This is a genomic window from Bacillus sp. TH22, assembly GCF_016651015.1.
GTDB classification, from domain to species: Bacteria; Bacillota; Bacilli; order Bacillales; family Bacillaceae_G; genus Bacillus_A; species Bacillus_A mycoides.
Genome location: NZ_JAEKER010000001.1, coordinates 3,067,501 through 3,092,833, shown reverse-complemented (window position 1 = coordinate 3,092,833; position 25,333 = coordinate 3,067,501). Strand labels below are relative to the sequence as shown.

The 25,333-nt window shown below is 35.6% G+C and carries 26 protein-coding genes (1 of these 26 cut by a window edge); 7 read left to right on the top strand and 19 right to left on the bottom strand.

Going from position 1 to position 25,333, the window contains the following annotated elements; all coding sequences use genetic code 11:
- Nucleotides 1-5: 5 nt before the first annotated feature.
- The 9 genes from rplI to JFU18_RS15685 all read right to left on the bottom strand — a co-directional run bounded on the left by rplI (nt 6) and on the right by JFU18_RS15685 (nt 7,144).
- Entirely contained in the window at nt 6-452 is a 447-nt protein-coding gene (gene rplI / locus JFU18_RS15725) for a 50S ribosomal protein L9 (RefSeq protein WP_016096416.1), read from the bottom strand.
- The gene (locus JFU18_RS15720; RefSeq protein ID WP_201034578.1) at nt 449-2,422 is read right to left on the bottom strand and encodes a DHH family phosphoesterase; all 1,974 of its coding nucleotides are present in this window, start codon (nt 2,420-2,422) and stop codon (nt 449-451) included. The genes rplI and JFU18_RS15720 overlap by 4 nt, the downstream gene beginning before the upstream one ends.
- Before the next feature lie 101 nt (nt 2,423-2,523).
- Nucleotides 2,524-3,456 (bottom strand): YybS family protein, encoded by a 933-nt coding sequence (locus JFU18_RS15715; protein WP_085312921.1) that lies wholly within the window; start codon nt 3,454-3,456, stop codon nt 2,524-2,526.
- A gap of 79 nt (nt 3,457-3,535) precedes the next feature.
- Nucleotides 3,536-3,769 carry a 30S ribosomal protein S18 gene (gene rpsR, locus JFU18_RS15710; RefSeq protein WP_000918874.1) on the bottom strand — a complete coding sequence of 78 codons (234 nt, stop codon included), beginning with the start codon at nt 3,767-3,769 and terminating at the stop codon, nt 3,536-3,538.
- Between the two features lie 44 nt (nt 3,770-3,813).
- Nucleotides 3,814-4,344: a single-stranded DNA-binding protein gene (gene ssb, locus JFU18_RS15705; protein WP_002108911.1), complete on the bottom strand. Its 531-nt coding sequence runs from the start codon at nt 4,342-4,344 to the stop codon at nt 3,814-3,816.
- Nucleotides 4,345-4,370: 26 nt separating this feature from the next.
- A complete protein-coding gene (rpsF, locus tag JFU18_RS15700; protein WP_001233782.1) occupies nt 4,371-4,661 on the bottom strand; it encodes a 30S ribosomal protein S6 in 291 nt (96 codons plus the stop codon).
- 191 nt (nt 4,662-4,852) lie between these two features.
- Nucleotides 4,853-5,953 (bottom strand): redox-regulated ATPase YchF, encoded by a 1,101-nt coding sequence (ychF, locus tag JFU18_RS15695; protein ID WP_137059217.1) that lies wholly within the window; start codon nt 5,951-5,953, stop codon nt 4,853-4,855.
- A 115-nt stretch (nt 5,954-6,068) separates the two neighbouring features.
- Entirely contained in the window at nt 6,069-6,266 is a 198-nt protein-coding gene (locus JFU18_RS15690) for a DUF951 domain-containing protein (RefSeq protein WP_000436054.1), read from the bottom strand.
- A gap of 20 nt (nt 6,267-6,286) precedes the next feature.
- Complete coding sequence (locus JFU18_RS15685; RefSeq protein WP_002016466.1) at nt 6,287-7,144, bottom strand: mechanosensitive ion channel family protein; 858 nt, start codon at nt 7,142-7,144, stop codon at nt 6,287-6,289.
- 260 nt (nt 7,145-7,404) lie between these two features.
- Here JFU18_RS15685 and yyaC point away from each other — a divergent pair, with 260 nt between their 5' ends.
- Entirely contained in the window at nt 7,405-8,001 is a 597-nt protein-coding gene (gene yyaC / locus JFU18_RS15680) for a spore protease YyaC (protein ID WP_201034579.1), read from the top strand.
- A gap of 20 nt (nt 8,002-8,021) precedes the next feature.
- On the opposite strand, the gene spo0J is transcribed toward yyaC, so the two are convergent.
- From spo0J to rpmH, 10 genes are all read right to left on the bottom strand, one after another.
- Nucleotides 8,022-8,873 carry a stage 0 sporulation protein Spo0J gene (gene spo0J / locus JFU18_RS15675; protein WP_170972768.1) on the bottom strand — a complete coding sequence of 284 codons (852 nt, stop codon included), beginning with the start codon at nt 8,871-8,873 and terminating at the stop codon, nt 8,022-8,024.
- Entirely contained in the window at nt 8,866-9,627 is a 762-nt protein-coding gene (gene soj / locus JFU18_RS15670; protein WP_002016469.1) for a sporulation initiation inhibitor protein Soj, read from the bottom strand. The genes spo0J and soj overlap by 8 nt, the downstream gene beginning before the upstream one ends.
- A gap of 186 nt (nt 9,628-9,813) precedes the next feature.
- Complete coding sequence (gene noc, locus JFU18_RS15665) at nt 9,814-10,686, bottom strand: nucleoid occlusion protein (RefSeq protein WP_002016471.1); 873 nt, start codon at nt 10,684-10,686, stop codon at nt 9,814-9,816.
- A 105-nt stretch (nt 10,687-10,791) separates the two neighbouring features.
- Nucleotides 10,792-11,511, bottom strand: coding sequence for a 16S rRNA (guanine(527)-N(7))-methyltransferase RsmG (gene rsmG, locus JFU18_RS15660; RefSeq protein WP_002016472.1), 720 nt, complete (start codon nt 11,509-11,511; stop codon nt 10,792-10,794).
- Nucleotides 11,512-11,533: 22 nt separating this feature from the next.
- A complete protein-coding gene (gene mnmG, locus JFU18_RS15655; RefSeq protein WP_002016474.1) occupies nt 11,534-13,423 on the bottom strand; it encodes a tRNA uridine-5-carboxymethylaminomethyl(34) synthesis enzyme MnmG in 1,890 nt (629 codons plus the stop codon).
- A gap of 58 nt (nt 13,424-13,481) precedes the next feature.
- Nucleotides 13,482-14,858 carry a tRNA uridine-5-carboxymethylaminomethyl(34) synthesis GTPase MnmE gene (gene mnmE, locus JFU18_RS15650; RefSeq protein WP_002034990.1) on the bottom strand — a complete coding sequence of 459 codons (1,377 nt, stop codon included), beginning with the start codon at nt 14,856-14,858 and terminating at the stop codon, nt 13,482-13,484.
- 227 nt (nt 14,859-15,085) lie between these two features.
- Nucleotides 15,086-15,703, bottom strand: coding sequence for an RNA-binding cell elongation regulator Jag/EloR (gene jag, locus JFU18_RS15645; protein WP_002166368.1), 618 nt, complete (start codon nt 15,701-15,703; stop codon nt 15,086-15,088).
- A complete protein-coding gene (gene spoIIIJ, locus JFU18_RS15640; RefSeq protein WP_002089960.1) occupies nt 15,700-16,467 on the bottom strand; it encodes a YidC family membrane integrase SpoIIIJ in 768 nt (255 codons plus the stop codon). Before spoIIIJ ends, jag begins: the two co-directional genes overlap by 4 nt.
- Nucleotides 16,468-16,519: 52 nt before the next feature.
- Nucleotides 16,520-16,867 (bottom strand): ribonuclease P protein component, encoded by a 348-nt coding sequence (gene rnpA / locus JFU18_RS15635; protein ID WP_002089963.1) that lies wholly within the window; start codon nt 16,865-16,867, stop codon nt 16,520-16,522.
- Between the two features lie 76 nt (nt 16,868-16,943).
- Nucleotides 16,944-17,078 (bottom strand): 50S ribosomal protein L34, encoded by a 135-nt coding sequence (gene rpmH, locus JFU18_RS15630; protein ID WP_000831901.1) that lies wholly within the window; start codon nt 17,076-17,078, stop codon nt 16,944-16,946.
- A gap of 563 nt (nt 17,079-17,641) precedes the next feature.
- On the opposite strand from rpmH, the gene dnaA reads away from it, so the two are divergent.
- The 6 genes from dnaA to gyrA all read left to right on the top strand — a co-directional run.
- The gene (gene dnaA / locus JFU18_RS15625) at nt 17,642-18,982 is read left to right on the top strand and encodes a chromosomal replication initiator protein DnaA (protein WP_002016481.1); all 1,341 of its coding nucleotides are present in this window, start codon (nt 17,642-17,644) and stop codon (nt 18,980-18,982) included.
- Between the two features lie 182 nt (nt 18,983-19,164).
- Nucleotides 19,165-20,310, top strand: coding sequence for a DNA polymerase III subunit beta (gene dnaN, locus JFU18_RS15620; RefSeq protein WP_201034580.1), 1,146 nt, complete (start codon nt 19,165-19,167; stop codon nt 20,308-20,310).
- Between the two features lie 128 nt (nt 20,311-20,438).
- Nucleotides 20,439-20,651 (top strand): S4 domain-containing protein YaaA, encoded by a 213-nt coding sequence (gene yaaA / locus JFU18_RS15615; RefSeq protein ID WP_002016484.1) that lies wholly within the window; start codon nt 20,439-20,441, stop codon nt 20,649-20,651.
- A 12-nt stretch (nt 20,652-20,663) separates the two neighbouring features.
- Nucleotides 20,664-21,791 (top strand): DNA replication/repair protein RecF, encoded by a 1,128-nt coding sequence (gene recF / locus JFU18_RS15610; protein ID WP_002016486.1) that lies wholly within the window; start codon nt 20,664-20,666, stop codon nt 21,789-21,791.
- A gap of 38 nt (nt 21,792-21,829) precedes the next feature.
- Complete coding sequence (gene gyrB / locus JFU18_RS15605) at nt 21,830-23,752, top strand: DNA topoisomerase (ATP-hydrolyzing) subunit B (RefSeq protein WP_044438325.1); 1,923 nt, start codon at nt 21,830-21,832, stop codon at nt 23,750-23,752.
- An 88-nt stretch (nt 23,753-23,840) separates the two neighbouring features.
- On the top strand, nt 23,841-25,333 hold the 5' portion of the coding sequence (gyrA, locus tag JFU18_RS15600; RefSeq protein WP_201032235.1) for a DNA gyrase subunit A. 982 nt of this gene lie beyond the right edge of the window; the window shows 1,493 of its 2,475 coding nt (coding positions 1-1,493); its start codon is at nt 23,841-23,843; its stop codon lies beyond the right edge, outside the window.

Genomic DNA, 25,333 nt, shown 5'->3' with positions numbered 1-25,333 from the left:
TATTTTTATTGTTCACTAACATGAACTTTTACTGTTGCTGTTACTTGCGGATGCAATTTCACAGTGACGTTTGTATAACCTAATGCACGGATTGCATCATCCATTTCAAATTTACGTTTATCAAGTTTAATCTTGTGTGACTTTTGCATTACATCTACAATTTGTTTACTCGTGATAGAACCAAATAAGCGGCCACCTTCTCCAGATTTCGCCTTTACTTCTACAGTTAATTTCTCTAATGTTTCTTTCAGCTCTTTTGCATTCTCAACTTCTGCTGCTGCATCTTTTTCCTCTTTGCGCTTTTGAGCATCTAAAGTTTTCATACTGCTGTTTGTCGCTTCGGCAGCTAACCCCTGTTTTAGTAAGAAATTATTTGCATAACCGTCTGGTACGTTTTTTATTTCTCCTTTTTTACCTTTACCTTTTACGTCTTTTAGAAAAATTACTTTCATGATTGTGTGCCTCCCTGTAAATAGTCATCAATAACAAATCGAAGCTTCTCCTCCGCTTCATCTACTGTAACATTTTTCATTTGTGTGGCTGCATTTGTTAAATGCCCGCCACCTCCTAAATTCTCCATAATTAGCTGTACATTCAATTCACCTAAAGATCTACCACTAATTCCAATGAAATTTTCTCCACGTTTTGCAATAACAAACGATGCAATGATACCTGTCATTGTCAATAATGTGTCTGCTGATTGTGCAATAAGTACTTGGTCATAATATTCATCACCATCAACTTTAGCAATCGCAATTCCATTTTTATAAATGTACGCATTTTTAATGGCTTTTGCAACTCGTAAATACTGACCCATATCTTCTTTTAAAAGTTCTTGTACAAGTACAGTGTCTGCGCCATGCGAGCGTAAATAAGAAGCGGCATCAAATGTACGAGCGCCTGTACGGAATGTAAAACTTTTCGTATCAACAATAATACCAGCTAACAATGCCGTTGCTTCTAACATTGTCATCTTTAAATTTTTCGGTTGATACTCAAGTAATTCTGTAACAAGCTCTGCCGTTGAAGAAGCGTATGGCTCCATATAAACAAGTAATGGATCTTCAATGAAATCTTCCCCGCGGCGATGATGGTCAATAACTACTACATTTTCAATCTTGTGTAACAGTTTTTCCTCCATCACCATTGAAGGTTTATGCGTGTCAACAACAACAAGTAATGAATCCTCGTTTGCAAATTCCATCGCTTGCCCTGGTGTAATAAAATGTGACCATAACTCTTCATTTTGTTTCACTTTATCCATCAAACGTTTGATTCCTTTATCAGAATCATTTTCATCTAATACAATATATCCTTTGCGCTCATTTAATTGAGCTACCTTTAAAATACCAATCGCTGCACCAATCGCATCCATATCAGGGGCTCTATGCCCCATTATAATGACATTACTGCTTTCTAATACTAAATCCTTTAATGCATGTGAAATAACTCTAGCACGTACACGAGTACGCTTTTCGACCGGATTCGTCTTGCCACCGTAAAACTTAACTTTACCCGTCGCTTGTTTTATAGCTACTTGGTCTCCTCCTCGTCCTAATGCAAGGTCTAAACCAGATTGAGCCATCGCTCCAAGCTCCGATAAAGGTAAATCACCCGAGCCAACACCAACACTTAGCGTAAGTGGTATATTCCTTTTTGATGTTTCTTCACGCACTTGATCCAAAATACTAAATTTCCCTTTCTCCATTTGCGCTAAAATACTTTCATTTAGTACAACGAAGAATCTTTCTGAAGATGCACGTTTCAAATATGCACCATACTTAACGGCCCATTCATTTAGACGTGACGTCACAAGACTTGTTATATTCGTGCGTAATTGATCATCTAACCCTTGTGTAACTTCATCATAATTATCTAAATAAATAACAGCTAAAACGGTGCGCTGATCCTCATACATTTTTTCAATCTCTGTTTGCTCAGTTACATCAAAAAAATAAATTAGTTTTTCTTCTTTCCTTACAAACACACGGAACTTTCGACTATTTAAAGATACTATATCGTCAGAAGTCTCTCCTTTAATAAAAAGGAGTAATGTTTCTGATACATCGTACAGATGCCACCCAGCTAATGCGTGTTGCCCCAAACATGAAGATAAGTAAGGATTTGCCCAATCAATCCCATACTCCTTATTGTATAACAATATACCGATTGGCATCTGGTTGAATGCTTCGTTACTCACTTTTTTTACCCTAGTAATCATATCTGTCGTATACTTTTCAAAATTCCTTTGAAAGTTAATTTCAAATCGTATAACTAAAAAGAAAACGATGCTAAAAATAAAAAAGGCGGCTATCCCCATAATTAAGTGAAAATAACAAAGAATCGAGATTAGCACCAACACAAAAAATGCCAATACGTAAACAGGATATAAAAACCACTGTTTCTTATAAAATTCAGGCATGTATACAACTCCTATAACGTAAAACCAACTCAATTTCTAGTTAGTTAAACAGATTAAACACCTTAAAACAGCATAAAAATGCTGTTTTATCCCTTTGTTTTTCATTGCATTTTAGAACGCAATGAAATCCCTAAATCAATTATACCTAAGATTGTCACAAGAGGAAACAGCATTGGAATAAACATACATACGATAAAACTAATAATCGGAACACCTTTCGTAAAACCTTTTTTGTGTGCTAAAAAGGTGATAAACGTTAATCCTTGCAATACAAGCAGCAACGCAAAGATTACATATAGATTAGAAAATACCATATGTAAATATGATGTTGGTTCAACTTTTATGAAAGTTGATAGCAAAATAAATATGACGTAATACCAGACAATACTCTTTGGCAATTGTATATCTTTAAATTTAGGCCAAGGTGTCACGCCGTACTTTAATTTTCTCAAAACACTACCTGATATTAGCACTGTGATCCAAGAAAAACATACAGAAACTAGCACAAGTATACTTGGAAATAACGTTTGTAGTATATCATTCATTTGTGCAAACAACTCTTTTTGTTCCTTACTAACTGGCATACCAGCAGCATTTGCTATCTTTTCACTTTGCACCATACTTTCATTAAACATATTTTGCATTTGCTTCATTAAATCTATGTTAAAAAACTTTATACTCCCCACATAAATGAGCATCATACCAATTAAATATGCAAGTGTTCCAGCTATTAATATCTCCACTGGTTTTTTCCCTTTTTTATACATATATCCTAATACAACACCTATTAATCCAAACATCACTGTCTTTATGAGACTAATTGGTTGACTCACGATAACTGTAACAAAAAGCGCCGCTACAAAAATCATGAATACATTAGATAGTTTATGTCTTACTGTTAATAATATAAATGGTAATGGCAACGCAAATGTTGCAACTGTACCTAAAATCGGAACATACATAGATATCAGCAATAAAATTGCATATATCGCCAATAACGCTGCACCCTCAGTAATAAATTTCGTACTTTTCATCATCTAACCTCTCTTTCAAAAAGAAAAGCATAGCAAAATGCACAGTAGAGTCCGACTCTACTGTGCATTTCATACGCTATTATTCACCAACATATGGTAAAAGTGCCATTTGACGAGCACGTTTAATTGCAACTGTAAGTTTGCGTTGGTATTTCGCGCTTGTTCCTGTTACACGACGAGGTAAAATTTTACCGCGCTCAGAAACGAAACGTTTTAATAAATCAACATCTTTATAGTCAATGCGAGTGATGCCGTTAGATGTGAAGAAACACACCTTACGACGCTTCGCACGTCCACCTTTGCGTCCTGCCATGTCTATTCCCTCCATTCTTTGTTAAAAATAGCCGATTCACACCATTAAAATGGTAAATCGTCGTCCGAAATGTCAATCGGTTGACCAACATTCGAAAATGGATCGTCATTCTTCGTAAATCCAGAGTTACCTTGGTTACCTTGGTTACCTTGGTTACCTGAATTACTAGATTGACCAAATGGGTTAGAGCTTTGGTTACCGAAACCAGCTCCTGATGGTTGCTGATTGAATGAACCACGTTGCTCCCCACCGCCATTACGCGGCTCTAAAAATTGTACGCTCTCCGCAAGAACTTCTGTTACATATACACGTTTACCATCTTGTCCATCGTAATTACGAGTTTGAAGACGTCCGTCTACGCCTGCTAAGCTACCTTTTTTCAAATAATTTGCCACGTTTTCTGCTTGTTTACGCCATATTACACAATTAATAAAGTCAGCTTCACGCTCACCTTGTTGATTCGCAAATGCGCGATTCACAGCTAACGTAAAAGTAGCTACTGCAACACCATTGGGCGTGTAACGTAAGTCAGGGTCCTTAGTTAAACGACCAACGAGGATAACACGATTCATCAATCGAACCACTCTCCCTTATATATCAATTATTTTTCTTCTTCTTTAACAACGATATGACGAAGGATATCTTCGTTGATCTTAGCTAAACGGTCGAATTCGTTAATCGCCTCTGAGTTAGAGTTCACGTTTAAGATCATGTAGAAACCTTCACGTAAGTCGTTGATTTCGTAAGCTAAACGACGCTTACCCCACTCTTTTGTGTTAATGATTTCTGCACCATTGTTTGTTAAAACACCTGCGAAACGTTCAACTAAAGCTTTTTGAGCTTCTTCTTCAACGCCAGGACGAATGATGTACATAATTTCGTACTTTCTCATTACACTTTCACCTCCTTTTGGTCTAAACGGCCCATAATGGGCAAGGAGCAATTAATTTATAGTAATTACTCACGAGTTTAGATTATATCATAGTAAGTTATATGAATCAACTCACCAATACGTAAAAAACTTGGCAAACACATAATATATTTGCCAAGTTCATATCTTTATTTTTCCTAGGAAATATTAAATTAAACGTTAAAGCGGAAGTGCATAACATCTCCGTCTTTTACGATATACTCTTTTCCTTCTAAACGTACTTTTCCAGCTTCTTTTGCAGCTGTCATAGAACCGTTTGTCATTAAATCATCATAAGAAACTGTTTCTGCGCGAATAAATCCACGCTCAAAGTCTGTATGAATTACACCAGCACATTGTGGTGCTTTCATACCTTGTTTAAACGTCCATGCACGTACTTCTTGCACACCAGCTGTGAAGTAAGTAGCAAGTCCTAATAAGTCATATGCAGCACGAATTAATTGATCTAAACCAGATTCTTCAATACCTAGTTCTTCAAGAAATACTTTTTTCTCTTCCTCGTCTAGCTCAGCGATTTCTTCTTCGATTTTTGCACATACAACGATTACTTGAGAATTTTCATTTGCAGCAAATTCTTTTACCATTTGTACATATTTATTGTCAGAAGGATCCATAATATCATCTTCACTTACGTTTGCTACGTATAGCATTTCTTTCGTTGTAAGTAAATGAAGGCCTTTAACAATCTTCATTTGCTCTTCTGTAAATTCAACAGTACGAGCTGGTTTTCCCTCTTCAAAAGCTTCTTTTAAACGAACTAAAATTTCATGCTCATATACTGCTTCTTTATCTTTTTGTCTTGCTAACTTCGCAACTCGTTCGATACGTTTATCAACAGATTCTAAATCCGCTAAGATTAGTTCTAAGTTAATTACTTCAATGTCATCAATTGGATCTACTTTTCCTGAAACGTGCGTAATATTTTCATCTTCAAAACAACGAACAACTTGGCAAATTGCATCTACTTGACGAATGTGAGATAAGAATTTATTTCCTAACCCTTCACCTTTACTCGCACCTTTTACGATACCTGCAATATCAGTAAATTCAAATACAGTCGGAACAGTTTTTTTCGGTTCTACTAATTCCGTTAATTTATTTAAACGCTCATCTGGTACTTCTACAATCCCTACGTTTGGATCGATTGTACAGAATGGATAGTTCGCAGATTCTGCTCCTGCTTGTGTAATTGCATTAAATAAAGTGGACTTACCTACGTTAGGTAATCCAACAATCCCAGCCGTTAATCCCATATTTTTCACTCCTATGTCTCAATCTTTCATCATTATAGATAGTAACGAAAAAAATGACAAGTTTCCACCAAATGAAAAAAAGCAACGGCTGTCTACTGCAGCTGTTGCTTTTTCACTATTCTTCGTGCTTCACAAGTATTTTTTTCACCTTGCGATCAAACTCTCTTCGAGGAATCATTACCGAATGGTCACACCCCTCGCACTTAACGCGGATATCCATTCCCATACGAATAATCTTCCAGCGATTTTCACCACATGGATGGGCTTTCTTCATTTCCACAACATCGTACAAGTTATATTGCTTTTGCTCCATTCTCTAAATCCCTCCCACTATTAAATTGCTTTTTCACTAACTAATTCTTCGCGACTATATAAAACCATACGTGGGTATGGAATTTCAATCCCATGTAAATCAAGACGATTTTTAATCTCTTTGCGAAGAGCCCTCGCAATAACTGCATGCTGCATCGGCTCAACTTCAGCAATAACACGTAATACAACTTCAGACGCTGCCAATGTTTGAACACCTAGCAATTGAGGTGTTGTTACCATTTTCTCATATTTTCCTGGTAATTCTACTAATAAATCTTCAATAACTTGCTCCGCTCGTACTATATCACTTTCATAAGAAATAGATACATCAACAAATGCTACACTATTACTAACGGAAAAGTTCGTTACTTGTACAATACTACCATTTGGTATTATATGAATTTCACCTGTCCAGCTTTTCATCTTCGTTGTACGTAGTCCAATTTCCAAAACAGTTCCTTCAAATTGACCTATTCTTACATAATCACCTACTGAAAATTGATCCTCTAACAAAATAAATAATCCTGTAATAACATCTTTAACTAAACTTTGTGCACCAAAACCGACTGCTAAACCAATTACCCCAGCACCGGCTAATAGACCTGATGCATTAATATCAAACACACCTAAAATCGCAATTAACATAATGAACATAACAACGTATGCCACAATATTTTCAAGCAACTTCGCTACCGTAACTGTACGACGTTCTGAAATTTGAATCGGCGAACGGCTTCCCATACGAAACGCATTTCGTACAATTGCCCTTGCAACTCGCACAACGATTGCACCAAGTATTAAAATAACGATTATTTTTAGTGACTTCACACCTATATTCGTCCAATCAATGGACTCAAACCATTTCAACGCTAAATCCATGTCCCTCTACCTCTCTAGCTAAAATTTCTTTTTAGTTATCCTTATTATTGTATCAGAACTCTCTCTGATTTCTGAAAAAAATTTATGACTTTAATTCCATTTGTTAACTTCCATTCAGGTATAAAATGAAACGAATATATATATACTAGTACTATTATTTCCATTTTCATTCACAGTTTGTAGAAAGTATGCACTTATAATTTTCCATTTCACACACCATATAACATATTGTGAAAATTTATTAAAAGGATGGGTGCTTCATGAATATTAGAAGTTTTCGCTTACCTTTTTTTGAAAAAGAAACTCAAAATGTTATGCATCATGACTTAGAAGCCTCTGAGACAATCAGTAATTTCTTACTTTCCCATATTCCCATTAAGACTAATATGCCACTCATTCTCGTTTGTATCGGAACAGACCGTTCCACCGGTGATGCACTTGGTCCATTAGTTGGTACTAAACTAGAACAAATTGAAATCAAAAACCTTCAAGTATTCGGCACACTAGACGAACCAATACATGCACTAAATCTAGAGGGAAAAATTCAGAATATACAGAAAGAAAACCCTACTTCATTTATTATTGCTGTTGATGCATGTTTAGGAAAATCTCAAAGTATCGGTTCTATAACTACCGGAAAGGGCCCCAGTAAACCTGGAGCTGCGATGAATAAGAAATTACCTGAAATTGGTGATTTGCATATTCATGGCATCGTAAATTTAAATGGTTTCATGGAGTTTTTCGTACTTCAAAATACAAGACTAAGTTTAGTCATGAAGATGGCCGATGTAATTGCACAAAGTATAAAAGAAACCGATCAAAAATTATCTGCATTAAAAAAAGCAAACCATCTATAAACAATAAGATGGTTTGCTTTTTAATTTCCCTTTGATAATAATTCTAAAATTCGATTTAAATCTTCTTTATTAAAAAATTCGATTTCGATTTTACCTTTTTCTTTTTTCGTTTCTTTAATTTTTACATCCGTACCAAACTTTTCTCTTAAAAACGTTTCACGCTCTATAAAAAATATATTTCTTTCTTTTTTCACTTGTTGTGTTTCACGTGAAACACGTTGATTAATTTCCTGGACAATTTGTTCCAATTGGCGAACATTCAGTCCTTCTTTTTCAATTCGCTTCAATAAAGATTTCAACTGTTCTTCATCTTTTATTGTAAGTAAAGTTCTTCCATGAGCCATTGAAAGTTGACCGTTTGCAATCATATCTTGAACGAATGAAGGGAGGCTTAACAAACGAGTATAATTTGCGATATAAGGCCTGCTTTTACCAAGACGTTTTGCTAATTGTTCTTGTGTTACATTTAGCTCGTTCATTAACATCTGATATGCCATTGCCTCTTCCATAGGATTTAAATCTTCTCGTTGTAAGTTTTCAAGCAAAGCAAATTCCATCATTTGCTGCTCATTTAATTGTCTTACGACAGCAGGCACTTTCTCAAGTCCGGCCTCTTTAGCAGCACGATATCTTCTTTCACCTGCAACTATTTCATATCCTTTAATACTCTTTCGAGCAATTAAAGGTTGCAATATACCGTGCTCTTTAATAGAAGCCGCTAATTCCTGAATCGCTTCTTTATTGAAATGTTTACGTGGTTGATATGGATTCGGCCTTAATTCAGTTACTATAATCTCCTGAATCGTTTCTTCTTCTTTCACATCTAAATCTGGAAAAAACACGTTGATTCCTCTTCCTAATCCTTTAGCCACCTGCAATCACTTCCTCTGCTAAATCTAAATATACTTCTGCTCCTCTTGATTTAGCGTCATACTGCATAATTGGTTTTCCATGACTTGGTGCCTCACTTAAGCGAACATTACGAGGAATAATCGAACGATATACTTTATCCCTAAAGTATTTTTTCACTTCATCTATAACTTGAATTCCTAAATTTGTACGAGCATCCAACATCGTTAACAATACACCTTGAATTGCTAAATTTTTATTTAAATGCTTTTGCACAAGTCGAACTGTATTTAATAGCTGACTTAACCCTTCCAGCGCGTAATATTCACACTGTACAGGAATAATAACAGAATCTGCTGCTGTTAATGCATTAATCGTTAATAACCCTAAGGATGGGGGACAGTCAATAATAATATACTCATATTCATCACGAATTGGCTGTAACGCTCTTTGCAAGCGTACTTCCCGGGAAATGGTTGGTACCAATTCAATTTCAGCACCAGCCAATTGAATTGTAGCGGGTAGAACATCTAAGTTTTCAGTTGCGGTTTTCCGTATGGCACCTTGAACATCTGCATCTTCTACAAGAACATTATAAATACATTGATCTAATTCAGACTTTTCAATCCCTACACCAGTCGTTGCATTTCCTTGAGCATCAATATCTACGAGAAGGACTTTTTTTCCTACTTGTGCCAATCCAGCCCCTAAATTAACGGATGTTGTTGTTTTTCCAACACCGCCTTTTTGATTAGCAATAGCAATGATTTTTCCCATGATGTCACCTACTTTCAACCTTTCTTTCTTATTCTAGAAACAATTACGTTTATTGTAACATGAAATAAAAGTTTTTCTTTTACGTCCTTATTAAACTTCAAAATTTATTTCTAAACTCCTTCTTGCTTTAACAAGAAAATATAGTAAAAGAGACCTCTCCAATGGGATAAGGTCTCTAGCACGTAATTATTTTTTCTTCGGAATTTTAATCGTAATTTGATAGTATTCATCAAACTCTTCTTCCGCAGAATTAACATTCAAACCACTATTAGCAACCATTTGTAATGATTGTCTAATCGTGTTCATAGCAATTCTCGCATCTCGACTTACTGCTTTTTGCTTCGCTTTGCGCTTTGGTTTTACTTCTTCTAGTAACTTTGCAATTCGTTCTTCTGTTTGCTTTACATTCAATTGCTTCTCCACAATCTCTTGTAAAACCTTCAGTTGTAATTCCTCATTCTTCAAAGGAATAAGGGCGCGAGCATGCCGTTCTGTAATACTTTTTTCTAATAATGCACTTTTGATTTCTTCAGGCAATTTTAATAATCGCAATTTATTTGCGACTGTCGATTGTCCTTTTCCAAGTCGTTGTGCCAATGCTTCTTGTGTTAAATTATGTAACTCAATCAGCTTTTGATATGCCACAGCTTCCTCAATTGCTGTTAATTCCTCACGTTGCAAATTTTCAATTAACGCTACAGAAGCTGTCTCAGTATCATTTAAATTCTTTATTATTGCAGGAACTTTTTCCCACCCTAACTTTGTTGCTGCGCGGAAACGCCTTTCCCCGGCAATAATCTCGTACTTATCATCCTCATACTGTCTCACAACAATCGGCTGGATAAGCCCATGTGTACGAATCGTTAATGCTAGCTCCTCAATACGTGCATCGTCAAAAACTGTTCGTGGTTGATAACGGTTAGGGGTAATGTTTACTATCGGAATTTCCTGTATTTCTTCATATACCTTTTTAGCTATTTCTTCATGGCTTTCGTCTTGTAATTCGAATTCGCTCTCTTTATCTCCAAAGCCAAATAAACGAGAAAACGTATTTTTCATACATATTCCACCACCTTTTAGGCCTATTGACTGTTCTACATAAAATGTTTCCTATGAAACATTTACGTTTTCATTTATATAATTTAATCTTACGTCTAATAAGATTTATTTTTCAATAGGTAATTTATTGGGCGTTCCCGGTTTGCGTGGATATTTCTTTGGTGTCTTGCGCTTTTTCTCGATTAATAAAATATTACGCTCGCTTTCTTCAAACGGTAATTGGAACGTAGACATTTCTTTCAATTCTCCACCAAGTACCTCTAAAGCATATTTGCCATTTTCGATTTCTTCGTTCGCCGCTGCACCTTTCATTGCAATGAATGTTCCCCCTACTTTTACAAGTGGTAAACATAGCTCACTTAATACAGAAAGGCGTGCAACTGCACGTGCCATTACAATATCGTATGCTTCACGTACACCTTCTTTTTTTCCAAATGTTTCAGCACGATCATGACAAAATGCAACATCACTTAATTCTAACTTTTGCGCTAAGTGATTTAAGAAATTAATACGTTTTTGTAATGAATCTACAATTGTTACTTTTAAGTGTGGGAAACAGATTTTTAAAGGGATACTTGGGAATCCAGCTCCTGCTCCAACATCACAAATAGAAAATGGTTTCGAAAAATCATAATAAAAAGCCGCTGTAACAGAATCAAAAAAGTGTTTTAAGTATACTTCTTCTTTCTCCGTAATAGCCGTTAAGTTCATTTTTTCATTCCACTCTACTAATGTTTCAAAATAGATTCCGAACTGCTCTAACTGTCTAGAAGAGAGGGAAATACCCTTCTCTTCTAGCATAGATTGAAATTGTTCTATGTTCATCTAGCAATATCTCCTTACTATGTTATTGGTTCGATACTCGTGCAATTTTTCCTTGTTCAATGTAAATAAGCAAAATGGAAACATCAGCTGGATTTACGCCAGAAATACGTGAAGCTTGCCCCATTGAAAGCGGACGAACATCTTTCAATTTCTGTCTCGCTTCTGAGGCAAGGCTAGAAATTGCATCATAATCAATATCCACAGGAATTTTTTTGTTTTCCATTTTCTTCATACGTTCTACTTGCTGTAAAGATTTCTCGATATATCCTTCGTACTTGGTCTGAATTTCAACTTGTTCCGTAATTTCATCACTTAATGCTACTTCACTTGGTACTAAAAGATGAATATGCTCATATGTCACCTCTGGACGACGTAATAAGTCACTTGCACGTATTCCATCTTTCAATTCACTTCCGCCAATACTACGAATTAATTCTTGAACTTCAGGACGCGGTTTAATAAAAATACTCTCTAACCGTTCCTTCTCCTGTTCAATTTGTAACTTTTTATTTGTAAATCGCTCATAGCGATCTTCTTTAATTAAGCCAATTTCACGACCAACTTCAGTTAAACGAAGGTCAGCATTATCATGGCGTAATAATAGGCGATATTCTGCACGAGACGTTAATAAACGATATGGTTCATTTGTACCTTTCGTTACAAGGTCATCAATTAAGACACCAATATAAGCATCAGCACGACCTAAAATAACTTCTTTTTTACCTAAAGAACGACACGCTGCATTAATCCCAGCCATAAGCCCTTGTCCTGCTGCTTCTTCGTAACCAGAAGTTCCGTTAATTTGTCCTGCTGTATATAAATTTTTAATTTTTTTCGTTTCAAGTGTTGGCCATAGTTGAGTTGGTACGATCGCATCATATTCAATTGCATAACCCGTACGCATCATTTCAACATTTTCCAGGCCAGGAATTGTTCTAAGCATTGCACGCTGTACATCTTCTGGTAAGCTCGTCGATAAGCCTTGTACATATACTTCTTGTGTATTACGTCCTTCTGGCTCTAAGAAAATTTGATGACGTGGTTTATCATTAAATCTTACTACCTTGTCTTCAATTGAAGGGCAATATCTAGGCCCTGTTCCTTTAATCATACCAGAATACATAGCTGAGCGATGTAAGTTTTCATCTATTAAACGATGCGTTTCTGTACTTGTATACGTTAACCAACATGGAATTTGATCCATAATAAATTTTGTCGTTTCAAAAGAGAAAGCACGTGGCTTATCATCACCTGGTTGAATTTCTGTTTTACTATAATCAATCGTATTACTGTTTACACGCGGAGGTGTACCTGTTTTAAATCTAACAAGATCAAAACCAAGTTCCTCTAAGTGTTCAGATAATGTAATAGATGGTTGCTGATTATTTGGACCACTTGAATATTTTAAATCTCCCATAATAATCTCACCACGTAAAAATGTTCCCGTTGTAATTACAACTGTTTTCGCTGTGTATTCAGCACCAGCTTGCGTAATTACCCCTTTACATACACCATCTTCAATAATTAAACGCTCTACCAGACCTTGAAACAACGTTAAGTTTGGTGTTTCTTCAATTGTTTTCTTTAATTCATGCTGGTAAGAGAATTTATCAGCTTGTGCACGAAGCGCGCGTACAGCTGGTCCTTTACCCGTATTTAACATACGCATTTGAATATGTGTTTTATCAATATTGCGTCCCATTTCTCCGCCTAATGCATCAATTTCACGAACAACAATCCCTTTTGCTGGTCCACCAACAGAAGGGTTACATGGCATGAACGCTACCATATCTAAGTTAATTGTTAACATTAATGTTTTTGAGCCCATTCGTGCTGCCGCAAGACCAGCTTCACATCCTGCATGACCTGCACCGATTACTATGACATCATATGAACCGGCATTGTATCCCATTGTTTATTCCTCCTAATAACCTCTATCTTACTAAATCATCTCTGATTAAAGTTTTACTTTATTTTCCTAAACAAAATTGAGAGAACAATTGGTCAATTAAACTTTCATGGACAGTATCACCAGTAATTTCACCAAGTATTTCCCACGCTCTTGTTAAATCAATTTGAACCATATCAATCGGAACACCATTTTCTATCGCTTCAATTGCATCGTTAATTGTTCTTCCTGCTTGTGTTAATAATCCGATATGTCTCGCATTAGACACGTATGTCATATCCGCAGAATCAATTGTTCCTTCAAAGAATAAATCAGCTATTGCCTTTTCAAGCTCATCTATTCCTTGCTCCTCAATTAAAGATGTTGTAATAACACGATTGCCTACCGCTAAATCTGTAACACGTTCCATATCAATTTCTTGCGGTAAATCTGTCTTATTTACAATGACAATGAAATCTTTTCCTTGTACGGCACGGAATAGATCCTCATCTTCATTTGTTAAAGCCTCGCTATAGTTCACTACAATTAACACTAAGTCTGCTTGGCTCATCATTTCCTTCGAACGCTCTACACCAATTCGTTCAACAATATCTTCCGTTTCACGAATTCCGGCTGTATCTATAAGTTTAAGTGGTACACCACGCACATTAACGTACTCTTCAATAACATCACGAGTTGTTCCTGCAATATCAGTTACAATTGCCTTTTTCTCCTGAACAAGACTATTTAATAGCGATGATTTCCCAACGTTAGGTCTACCGATAATCGCGGTAGAAATGCCTTCACGTAAAATCTTTCCTTGCTTCGATGTTTCTAATATCTTTGCAATTTCAGCACGGACATGTGTAGCTTTCTCAATTAAAATATTATGCGTCATCTCTTCTACATCATCATATTCTGGGTAATCTATATTCACCTCAATATGAGCTAATGTTTCTAATATTTCTTGACGCAGATGGCCGATTAATTTAGATAATCGTCCTTCCATTTGGTTAATCGCTACATTCATAGCACGATCTGTTTTCGCACGGATTAAGTCCATAACAGCTTCTGCTTGTGACAAATCAATACGTCCATTTAAAAAAGCACGTTTTGTAAATTCACCAGGCTCTGCCAGTCGTACTCCTTGCGCTAAAATAAGCTGTAATACTTTATTTACCGAAACAAGTCCACCATGACAGTTAATTTCTACTATATTTTCACGCGTAAAAGTCCTTGGTGCACGCATAATGGACACCATAACTTCTTCAATAACTTGATTTGTATCTAAATCGACAATATGACCATAATGAATTGTATGAGAAGAAACCTGTGTTAAATCCTTCCCTTTAAAAATACGATCGACTTTCTCAATCGCATCATCCCCACTTACTCGAACAATGGCAATTGCACCTTCCCCAAGTGCTGTGGAAATTGCGGCAATTGTATCAAATTCCATGTCCTTTCACCTCACTTGCTTATTTATCTCTATTTCAACATGAATTTTTTCCGTCACTAAATTATTAGGATACCATAACGAACCTATCTACAAAAGAATAATAACTCATTTTATTATGTCCTTATGTAAAAAACACTAAACTTATTCACAGTGGATAAGTTTAGTGTTTTTTAGTTATCCACATTTATTTTCTCCTCAAAAAAACCGGCACTCAATTGAGTAACCGGTCACTTGGAAGATATTACAACATACCGATGTGGTTCTTTCCCTTCAGAAGTTGTAATGATATTTTGATGATTAGATAATGCTTGGTGAATAATTTTCCGTTCAAAAGAAGGCATTGGTTCTAGAACAACTCTTTTTTTCGTACTCACTACTTGTTTTGCTAGTCGATAGGAAAGAGATTCTAACGTATTTTTTCTTTTACTACGATAGTTTTCAGCATCCAGTGTAATACCAATATATTGCTTTGTATTACGGTTCGCAACAAGTTTTGTTAAATACTGTAAAGAATTCAACGTATTCCCTCTTTTACCAATTAAAACACCAATATTTTCACCAGAAATTGTAAATTCAACTTCGCGTCCTTTTACAATTTTTCTAATCTCAACTTCCACACCCATATTTTGAATAACATTTTTTAAATATTCTTCACATTCTTGGATTGGATCTTTTTTCAATACAACTTCTACAACAGCGGGGCGATTCCCAAATAAACCTAGGAACCCCCTCTTACCCTCATCGATAATATTTATATCTACTCGATCTTTCGAAGCATTTAATTGTCTTAAAGCATCTTGTACTGCCAGCTCGACTGTTTGTCCTTTAGCAGTAATCATACTCACTTGCTTGATCCTCCTGCCTTACTAGCCTTAATTTCAGGCCCTTTGATCATATACATTTGAGCGATACCAAAGATATTACCAACTACCCAGTACAATGATAGTGCTGCTGGGAAGTTAATTGCAAAGACTAAAATCATAATTGGCATAAGCCAAATCATCATTGCCATTTGTGGATTTTGTCCAGCCGTTCCTGCCATTGCAAGCTTTTGCTGAATAAACGTCGTAATAGCTGCAACAATTGGAAGGATATAGAACGGATCCGCCTGTCCTAAATCGAACCATAAAAATGTATGTTCACTAATTGCTGTTGTTCTCATAATCGCATGATAAAACGCGAATAAAATAGGCATCTGAACAAATATTGGTAAACATCCTGCTAATGGGTTTACACCATTCTTTTGATATAACTGCATCATTTCTTGTTGTAGTTTTTGCTGTGTTGCTTGATCTTTAGAACTATATTTCTCTTTTAATTTCACCATTTCTGGTTGTAACGCCTGCATTGCTTTCGTACTCTTCGTTTGTTTAATCATTAATGGTAATAATGCAAAACGAATGATAAGAGTTGTAACAACGATTGCTAAACCGTAATTACTACCAAATAATTCTGCAAAATACGTGATTAACTGAGAAAGCGGGTATACGAAATATTCATTCCAAATCCCAGTGCTTTTCGGTGTAATCGGTTGATTTGTTTCACTACAGCCGGTAGCAATTGCCATTAGCATAATAACCATGGCTAATAAACCTATTTTCTTTTTCAAAGCCTGCTCCTCCTTGTTTCGGTATGTATATAGTGTAATTCATTTCCTTACGCTACTTTTTTATTCTTTTCATACCAGAGCGTTTAAAGACATGAATTAAGCTTTTCTTTAACTCTTCATATGTCATCTCTGCACAAGGCTTCCTTGCTATTATAACAAAATCTTTTCCAGAATCTATCTCATCTTTTAATTCTATAATCGATTGGCGAATCATACGCTTAATTCGATTACGCACTACTGCATTTCCTATTTTCTTACTAACAGAAAGACCAATGCGAAAATGCGGCTGTTTTTCTTTATCTAATTTGTATACAACAAACTGGCGATTGGCATTCGATTGTCCTTTTTGGAAAACAGCCTGGAATTCATCATTCTTTTTTATACGATTTTTTTTCTTCATATCATTTGACACTCCTGTATTTCATCAGCGGAAACTCATTATTATTAGAAAAAAAGACCACTGAACGATCAGTGGTCTACGCAGATAATACTTTTCTTCCTTTACGACGACGAGCTGCTAGCACTTTACGTCCGTTTGCTGTGCTCATACGGCTGCGGAAACCATGTACTTTGCTGCGCTTACGTTTATTTGGTTGGTAAGTTCTTTTCATTATATGACACCTCCCTGAGGAATATCTGTTAAAGACAGTCTAATAAATTATAGTAAATCAAATAGGAAAATGTCAATGGTTCTCGAAATTTTCATCAAATATTCATTTTTAACCTATTCACACACTTTTTCACAGTCCCTATATTTCCTTGTGGATAAATATATTTTCTCTTTTTTGTATCCACAAACTCTTTTTTTACTTTTACACAGTATATCGTGTTGTGGACAAGTTTATTCCACAAGGTATTGATTTTGTGGATAACTTTCTTAAATTCATTGCTATAGCTGCTTTTTTTTGATATTATAGTTGTGTTTTCACTTTGAATAAGTTTTCCACACCTTTATTTTATCCACAATTTGTGTATAACATGTGGATAGTTTAAATCACATGTGAGTAAATAGTTGTCCACATGTGTTATTTTGTCGAAAACTCTATCTCGGATACTAACGACGTTTTTATATTTTAAAATACGTTTCGTATAAATATGCATTAGAAATATTTACAGGTTGTACAATTGTTGCGCAACCTTATTCTTTTACCATCTTTGTAAAGGAGGGACACCTTTGGAAAATATCTCTGATTTATGGAATAGTGCCTTAAAAGAATTAGAAAAAAAGGTAAGCAAGCCAAGTTATGAAACATGGTTAAAATCAACAACTGCTCATAACTTAAAAAAAGATGTATTAACTATTACAGCTCCAAATGAATTCGCTCGTGACTGGCTAGAATCTCATTATTCGGAACTAATCTCCGAAACACTTTATGATTTAACAGGGGCAAAACTAGCTATTCGTTTTATCATTCCCCAAAGTCAGGCAGAAGAGGATATAGATCTCCCCTCTGTTAAGCAAAAACACGCACATGATGAGTCTAATCACTTACCACAGAGTATGTTAAACCCAAAATATACATTTGATACATTTGTTATTGGCTCTGGTAATCGTTTTGCACATGCTGCTTCTTTAGCTGTAGCTGAAGCACCAGCTAAAGCCTATAATCCGCTCTTTATTTACGGGGGCGTTGGACTTGGAAAAACACATTTAATGCACGCAATTGGGCATTATGTAATTGAACACAACCCAAATGCAAAAGTTGTATATTTATCATCTGAAAAATTCACAAATGAATTTATTAATTCAATTCGTGATAATAAAGCTGTCGATTTTCGCAATAAATATCGTAATGTAGATGTCTTATTGATAGATGATATTCAATTTCTTGCTGGAAAAGAACAAACACAGGAAGAGTTCTTCCATACATTTAATGCGTTACATGAAGAAAGTAAACAAATTGTGATTTCAAGCGATAGACCACCAAAAGAAATCCCAACTTTAGAAGATCGCCTTCGTTCTCGCTTTGAATGGGGGTTAATTACGGACATTACGCCACCAGATTTAGAAACTAGAATCGCAATTTTACGTAAAAAAGCAAAAGCAGAAGGTCTTGATATACCAAATGAAGTTATGCTTTATATCGCAAATCAAATCGATTCAAATATTCGTGAACTAGAGGGTGCACTTATTCGAGTTGTAGCTTATTCATCTTTAATTAATAAAGATATGAATGCTGATTTAGCGGCTGAAGCGCTTAAAAATATTATTCCAAACTCTATACCTAGAATTATTTCTATTTCTGATATTCAAAAGGCTGTTGGGGGCGTCTATCAAGTAAAATTAGAAGATTTCAAAGCAAAAAAACGGACAAAATCCGTTGCATTCCCTCGCCAAATTGCGATGTATTTATCACGTGAACTTACGGACTCATCTTTGCCAAAAATAGGTGAAGAATTTGGTGGCCGCGATCATACAACAGTAATCCATGCTCACGAAAAAATTTCGAAGCTATTAAAAACGGATACTCAATTACAAAAACACGTTGAAGAAGTTAAGGATATTTTAAAATAGTAGTAGCTGAATAGTGTGAATAACTTAGCTTATTTTACGCACAGTCTATCCACATGTAGATAGACTGTTTTTACATCTTTAAACAGGGTTATCCACATATCCACAAGCCCTATTACTATTACTACTATTTTTTTATCTTTATTAAATAAATAAAATCTTATACTTACCGGAGGTTTTTCGTTATGCGTTTTACAATACAAAAAGACTATCTTGTAAGAAGTGTACAAGATGTAATGAAGGCAGTTTCTGCTCGTACAACAATTCCAATCCTTACAGGGATTAAAGTTGTAGCAACTGAAGAAGGAGTTACTTTAACAGGTAGTGATGCAGACATCTCTATCGAATCATTTATCCCAGTCGAAGATGCTGGAAAAGAAATTGTGGAAATTGAACAATCAGGAAGTATTATTTTACAAGCAAAATATTTTAGTGAGATCGTAAAAAAATTACCTAAAGAAACTGTCGAAATTTCTGTGGAAAATCATTTTATGACAAAAATAAAATCTGGAAAATCAGAGTTCAACTTAAATGGTTTAGATGCTGCTGAATATCCGTTATTACCACAAATCGAAGAACATCATGTATTTAAGATTCCAACAGATTTACTAAAGCACATGATTCGTCAAACAGTATTTGCAGTTTCAAGTTCTGAAACAAGACCGATCTTGACAGGTGTAAACTGGAAGGTATATAACAGCGAGCTAACTTGTATTGCAACAGATAGTCACAGACTAGCACTTCGTAAAGCAAAAATCGAAGGGTATAATATTGCCGATGAATTTCAAGCGAATGTCGTTATTCCTGGTAAGAGCTTAAGTGAATTAAGTAAAATTCTAGATGAATCTGAAGAAATGGTAGATATCGTTATTACGGAGTATCAAGTATTATTCCGTACAAAACATTTATTATTCTTCTCAAGATTATTAGAAGGAAATTATCCAGATACAACGCGTTTAATTCCAGCTGAAAGTAAAACTGATATATTTGTAAATACAAAAGAATTTTTACAAGCGATTGATCGTGCGTCGTTGTTAGCAAGAGATGGTCGTAACAACGTTGTTAAATTATCGACATTAGAACAACAGATGTTAGAGATTTCTTCGAATGCACCAGAAATCGGAAAAGTAGTAGAAGAGGTTCAATGTGAAAATGTAGATGGAGAAGAATTAAAAATATCTTTTAGTGCAAAATATATGATGGACGCATTGAAGGCTTTAGACAGTACAGAAATTAAAGTTAGTTTTACTGGAGCGATGAGACCATTTTTAATTCGCACAGTAAATGATGATTCCATTATCCAATTAATTTTACCAGTCCGTACTTACTAAGTAAGGATTAAGGGTTGCTAGTGTAAAGGTACTAGTGACCCTTATTTGATTTGTGGGGTATTACTTTCCTAATGCTAGTTTATTTAGTACAATGAAAGAATGAACACTTTCAGAAAGTGAGCGATTTTATGAAACTTATTAAGATTTCAACAGAATACATTACACTAGGACAATTTTTAAAGTTAGCTGATGTAATTGATACAGGTGGCGCTGTGAAATGGTTCTTACAAGAATATGAAGTATACGTGAATCAAGAACTTGAAAATAGAAGAGGCCGAAAGTTATATGCAAATGATATTGTTGAAATTCCGGGAAGCGGAACTTTCCAAGTTCAGGCATAAAGGGGGATCCCTTTGTTTATTACAGAAATACAATTAAAAAACTATCGCAATTATGAGCATTTAGAGCTTTCCTTTGAGGATAAAGTCAATGTAATTATTGGTGAAAATGCGCAAGGGAAAACGAATCTGATGGAAGCTATTTATGTATTGGCGATGGCGAAATCTCATAGAACTTCGAACGATCGTGAACTCATTCGTTGGGATGAGGATTATGGTAATATAAAAGGTAGATTACAAAGGCGAAATAGTTCAGTATCCTTAGAATTAAATATTTCAAAAAAAGGTAAAAAGGCAAAGTTAAATCAGTTAGAACAACAAAAATTGAGCCAGTATATTGGTGAAATGAATGTTGTTATGTTTGCCCCAGAAGATTTAAATCTTGTAAAAGGAAGCCCTCAAGTACGAAGACGCTTTTTGGATATGGAACTTGGACAAATAGCTCCGGTCTATTTGTATGAATTAAGTCAATATCAAAAGGTACTCACGCAACGAAATCATTTACTTAAGAAGATGCAAGGGAATAGTAAAAATGAGGAAACGATGTTGGATGTATTTACACTTCAACTTATTGAGCATGGTGCAAAAATTTTGCGAAAACGTTTTGAGTTTTTGCATTTACTACAAGAATGGGCTGCTCCAATTCATCGCGGAATTAGCAGGGGATTAGAGGAGTTAGAAATCGTTTATAAACCAAGTGTAGATGTATCAGAATCAATGGATTTGTCGAAAATAAAGGAAGTATACTATGAAAGTTTTCAATCTGTGAAACAACGTGAAATTTTTCGGGGTACAACTTTACTTGGTCCTCATCGTGATGATTTACAATTCTTCGTTAATAGTAAAAATGTTCAAGTCTTTGGTTCACAAGGACAACAACGAACAACCGCACTATCCCTAAAATTGGCTGAAATTGAATTGATATACTCAGAGGTTAAGGAATATCCAATTCTTTTACTAGATGATGTGTTATCAGAATTAGATGATTATCGTCAATCGCATCTGCTAAATACAATTCAAGGAAAAGTACAAACCTTTGTAACAACGACGAGTGTCGAGGGAATTGAACACGAAACATTGAAAGAAGCGAAAACAATTCATGTAACGAACGGCACGGTAGATTGTGAAATAGACAGAAAATAATTTCTGTTTAAATGGAAAAGTAGGTGATCTTTGTGTCAATGGAACAAAAGCAAATACAGGAAAATGCATATGATGAAAGTCAGATTCAGGTGTTAGAAGGACTGGAGGCAGTTCGAAAGCGTCCTGGTATGTATATCGGTTCTACAAGTGGAAAAGGTCTTCATCACCTCGTGTGGGAAATTGTTGATAACAGTATTGATGAAGCTTTAGCAGGATATTGTGATGAAATTAATGTCAGTATTGAAGAAGATAATAGTATTGTTGTAACAGATGATGGTCGTGGTATCCCTGTTGGTATACAAGAAAAAATGGGACGTCCTGCTGTAGAAGTTATTATGACGGTACTCCATGCCGGTGGTAAATTTGGCGGTGGTGGTTATAAAGTTTCTGGTGGTTTGCATGGTGTAGGTGCATCTGTTGTAAATGCTTTATCAACAGAATTAGAGGTATTTGTACATCGAGATGGAAAAATACACTATCAAAAATATGAACGTGGGATCCCGGCTGCGGATTTAAAAGTAATAGGTGAAACTGATCGTACAGGAACGATCACACGCTTTAAGCCAGATTCAGAAATTTTTACAGAGACGACAGAATACGAATTTGATACATTAGCGACTCGTATGCGTGAGTTGGCGTTTTTAAATCGTAATATTAAATTAACAATTGAAGATAAGCGTGAACATAAGCAAAAGAAAGAATTCCATTATGAAGGTGGAATTAAATCATATGTTGAACATTTAAATCGTTCAAAACAACCGATTCATGAAGAACCTGTATATGTTGACGGTTCAAAAGATGGGATTCAGGTTGAGGTTGCTCTTCAATATAACGAAGGCTATACAAATCATATTTATTCATTTACAAATAATATTCATACGTATGAAGGCGGTACACATGAGGTAGGTTTTAAGACTGCTCTAACACGTGTAATTAACGATTATGGTCGTAAAAATAATATTTTAAAAGATGCGGATAGTAATTTAACTGGTGAAGATGTTCGTGAAGGCTTAACAGCAATCGTGTCAATTAAGCATCCAAATCCACAATTTGAAGGACAAACAAAGACGAAACTTGGAAATAGTGAAGCGAGAACGATTACAGAGTCAGTATTCTCAGAGGCGTTTGAAAAGTTCTTACTAGAAAATCCCAATGTTGCACGTAAAATTATAGATAAAGGGACTATGGCAGCACGTGCACGTGTAGCGGCTAAAAAGGCTCGTGAACTAACGCGCCGAAAGAGTGCTCTAGAAGTTTCAAGTTTACCAGGGAAGCTAGCTGATTGTTCTTCTAAAGATCCAGCAATTAGCGAAATTTATATCGTGGAGGGTGACTCTGCGGGCGGATCTGCAAAACAAGGACGCGATCGTCATTTTCAAGCGATTTTACCACTGAAGGGTAAAATTATTAACGTTGAAAAGGCACGTTTAGATAAGATTTTATCAAATGATGAAGTTCGTACAATTATTACAGCAATTGGTACAAATATTGGTGGGGATTTTGCTATTGAAAAAGCTCGCTATCATAAAGTTATTATTATGACAGATGCTGATGTTGATGGTGCACATATTCGTACCCTATTATTAACGTTCTTCTATCGTTATATGCGTCAAATCATTGAGTGTGGATATATATATATCGCACAGCCACCGTTGTTTAAAGTACAACAAGGTAAAAAAATTCAATATGCTTATAACAATAAAGAACTTGAAAAAATACTAGCTGAATTACCAGCTCAACCTAAGCCCGGGATTCAGCGTTATAAAGGTCTAGGGGAAATGAATCCAACTCAGCTGTGGGAGACGACAATGGACCCAGAAGTACGTTCGTTACTTCAAGTTTCCCTTCAAGATGCAATTGAAGCGGATGAAACATTTGAAATTTTGATGGGTGATAAAGTAGAGCCGCGTCGTAACTTTATCCAAGAAAATGCAAAATACGTGAAAAACCTTGATATTTAAGTGAGTAATGACAGGAATCTAAGTATTCCTGTCTTCTACATATAAATCAATGTATGTGTAACGGAAATGTAAGAGGAGGTGCTCGTTGATGTCAGACAATCAACAACAAGCACGAATTCGAGAAATTAATATTAGTCATGAAATGCGTACCTCATTTTTAGATTACGCAATGAGTGTTATCGTGTCTCGTGCATTACCAGATGTTCGTGATGGATTAAAACCAGTTCATCGTAGGGTTTTATATGCGATGAATGATTTAGGAATTACAGCTGATAAAGCATATAAGAAGTCGGCGCGTATTGTCGGCGAAGTAATTGGTAAGTATCACCCGCACGGTGATTCAGCTGTTTATGAAACAATGGTACGTATGGCACAAGATTTTAGTCAACGTTACATGCTTGTTGATGGACATGGTAATTTCGGTTCTGTTGATGGAGATTCAGCGGCAGCAATGCGTTATACAGAAGCAAGAATGTCTAAGATTTCTATGGAATTAATACGCGATATTACAAAGAATACAATTGATTATCAAGATAACTACGATGGTTCTGAAAGAGAGCCAGTTGTATTACCAGCGCGTTTCCCTAACTTATTAGTCAATGGTACGACGGGTATTGCGGTTGGTATGGCAACAAACATTCCACCGCATCAACTTGGAGAAGTAATTGATGGTGTGTTGGCATTAAGTCATAACCCTGATATCACTATCGCGGAATTAATGGAATATATTCCTGGGCCAGACTTCCCAACTTCAGGTTTAATCTTAGGGCGAAGTGGAATTCGAAGAGCTTACGAAACAGGTCGCGGTTCTATTATACTTCGTGCTAAAGTTGAAATTGAAGAGAAAGCAAATGGTAAACAAACTATTATCGTAACAGAACTACCTTATCAAGTTAATAAGGCGCGATTAATTGAAAAGATCGCAGAACTAGTTCGTGATAAGAAAATTGAAGGTATTACAGATTTACGTGATGAATCAGATCGAAATGGTATGCGTATTGTTATGGAAGTACGTCGTGATGCCAATGCCAATGTACTATTAAATAATCTATATAAACATACAGCACTCCAAACAAGCTTCGGTATTAATATGTTGTCTCTTGTAAATGGAGAGCCACAAGTCCTAAATTTAAAACAAAATCTATATTATTATTTAGAGCATCAAAAGGTAGTAATTCGTAGACGTACTGCTTATGAATTAGAGAAAGCAGAAGCGCGTGCTCATATTTTAGAGGGATTACGAATTGCTTTAGATCATCTTGATGAAGTTATTACTTTAATCCGTAGTTCCAAAACAGCTGATATTGCAAAACAAGGTTTAATGGAACGTTTCGGCTTAAGTGAGAAACAAGCGCAAGCGATTTTAGATATGCGTTTGCAACGTTTAACCGGATTAGAACGCGAAAAAATCGAACAAGAATATCAAGACTTAATGAAGATAATTGCGGAGTTAAAAGCAATCTTAGCGGACGAAGAAAAAGTTCTTGAAATTATTCGCGAGGAATTAGCTGAAGTAAAAGATCGTTTTAATGATAAGAGAAGAACAGAAATTACAATTGGCGGTATGGAAGCTATAGAGGA

Bases quoted from the DNA above. Each gene is read 5' to 3' on its own strand.
- rplI (WP_016096416.1), bottom strand. From the start codon at position 452: ATGAAAGTAATTTTTCTAAAAGACGTAAAAGGTAAAGGTAAAAAAGGA.
- JFU18_RS15720 (WP_201034578.1), bottom strand. From the start codon at position 2,422: ATGCCTGAATTTTATAAGAAACAGTGGTTTTTATATCCTGTTTACGTA.
- JFU18_RS15715 (WP_085312921.1), bottom strand. From the start codon at position 3,456: ATGAAAAGTACGAAATTTATTACTGAGGGTGCAGCGTTATTGGCGATA.
- rpsR (WP_000918874.1), bottom strand. From the start codon at position 3,769: ATGGCAGGACGCAAAGGTGGACGTGCGAAGCGTCGTAAGGTGTGTTTC.
- rpsF (WP_001233782.1), bottom strand. From the start codon at position 4,661: ATGAGAAAGTACGAAATTATGTACATCATTCGTCCTGGCGTTGAAGAA.
- ychF (WP_137059217.1), bottom strand. From the start codon at position 5,953: ATGGGATTAACGGCTGGGATTGTTGGATTACCTAACGTAGGTAAGTCC.
- JFU18_RS15690 (WP_000436054.1), bottom strand. From the start codon at position 6,266: ATGGAGCAAAAGCAATATAACTTGTACGATGTTGTGGAAATGAAGAAA.
- JFU18_RS15685 (WP_002016466.1), bottom strand. From the start codon at position 7,144: ATGGATTTAGCGTTGAAATGGTTTGAGTCCATTGATTGGACGAATATA.
- yyaC (WP_201034579.1), top strand. From the start codon at position 7,405: ATGAATATTAGAAGTTTTCGCTTACCTTTTTTTGAAAAAGAAACTCAA.
- soj (WP_002016469.1), bottom strand. From the start codon at position 9,627: ATGGGAAAAATCATTGCTATTGCTAATCAAAAAGGCGGTGTTGGAAAA.
- noc (WP_002016471.1), bottom strand. From the start codon at position 10,686: ATGAAAAATACGTTTTCTCGTTTATTTGGCTTTGGAGATAAAGAGAGC.
- rsmG (WP_002016472.1), bottom strand. From the start codon at position 11,511: ATGAACATAGAACAATTTCAATCTATGCTAGAAGAGAAGGGTATTTCC.
- mnmG (WP_002016474.1), bottom strand. From the start codon at position 13,423: ATGGGATACAATGCCGGTTCATATGATGTCATAGTAATCGGTGCAGGT.
- mnmE (WP_002034990.1), bottom strand. From the start codon at position 14,858: ATGGAATTTGATACAATTGCCGCAATTTCCACAGCACTTGGGGAAGGT.
- rnpA (WP_002089963.1), bottom strand. From the start codon at position 16,867: ATGAAGAAAAAAAATCGTATAAAAAAGAATGATGAATTCCAGGCTGTT.
- rpmH (WP_000831901.1), bottom strand. From the start codon at position 17,078: ATGAAAAGAACTTACCAACCAAATAAACGTAAGCGCAGCAAAGTACAT.
- dnaN (WP_201034580.1), top strand. From the start codon at position 19,165: ATGCGTTTTACAATACAAAAAGACTATCTTGTAAGAAGTGTACAAGAT.
- yaaA (WP_002016484.1), top strand. From the start codon at position 20,439: ATGAAACTTATTAAGATTTCAACAGAATACATTACACTAGGACAATTT.
- gyrB (WP_044438325.1), top strand. From the start codon at position 21,830: ATGGAACAAAAGCAAATACAGGAAAATGCATATGATGAAAGTCAGATT.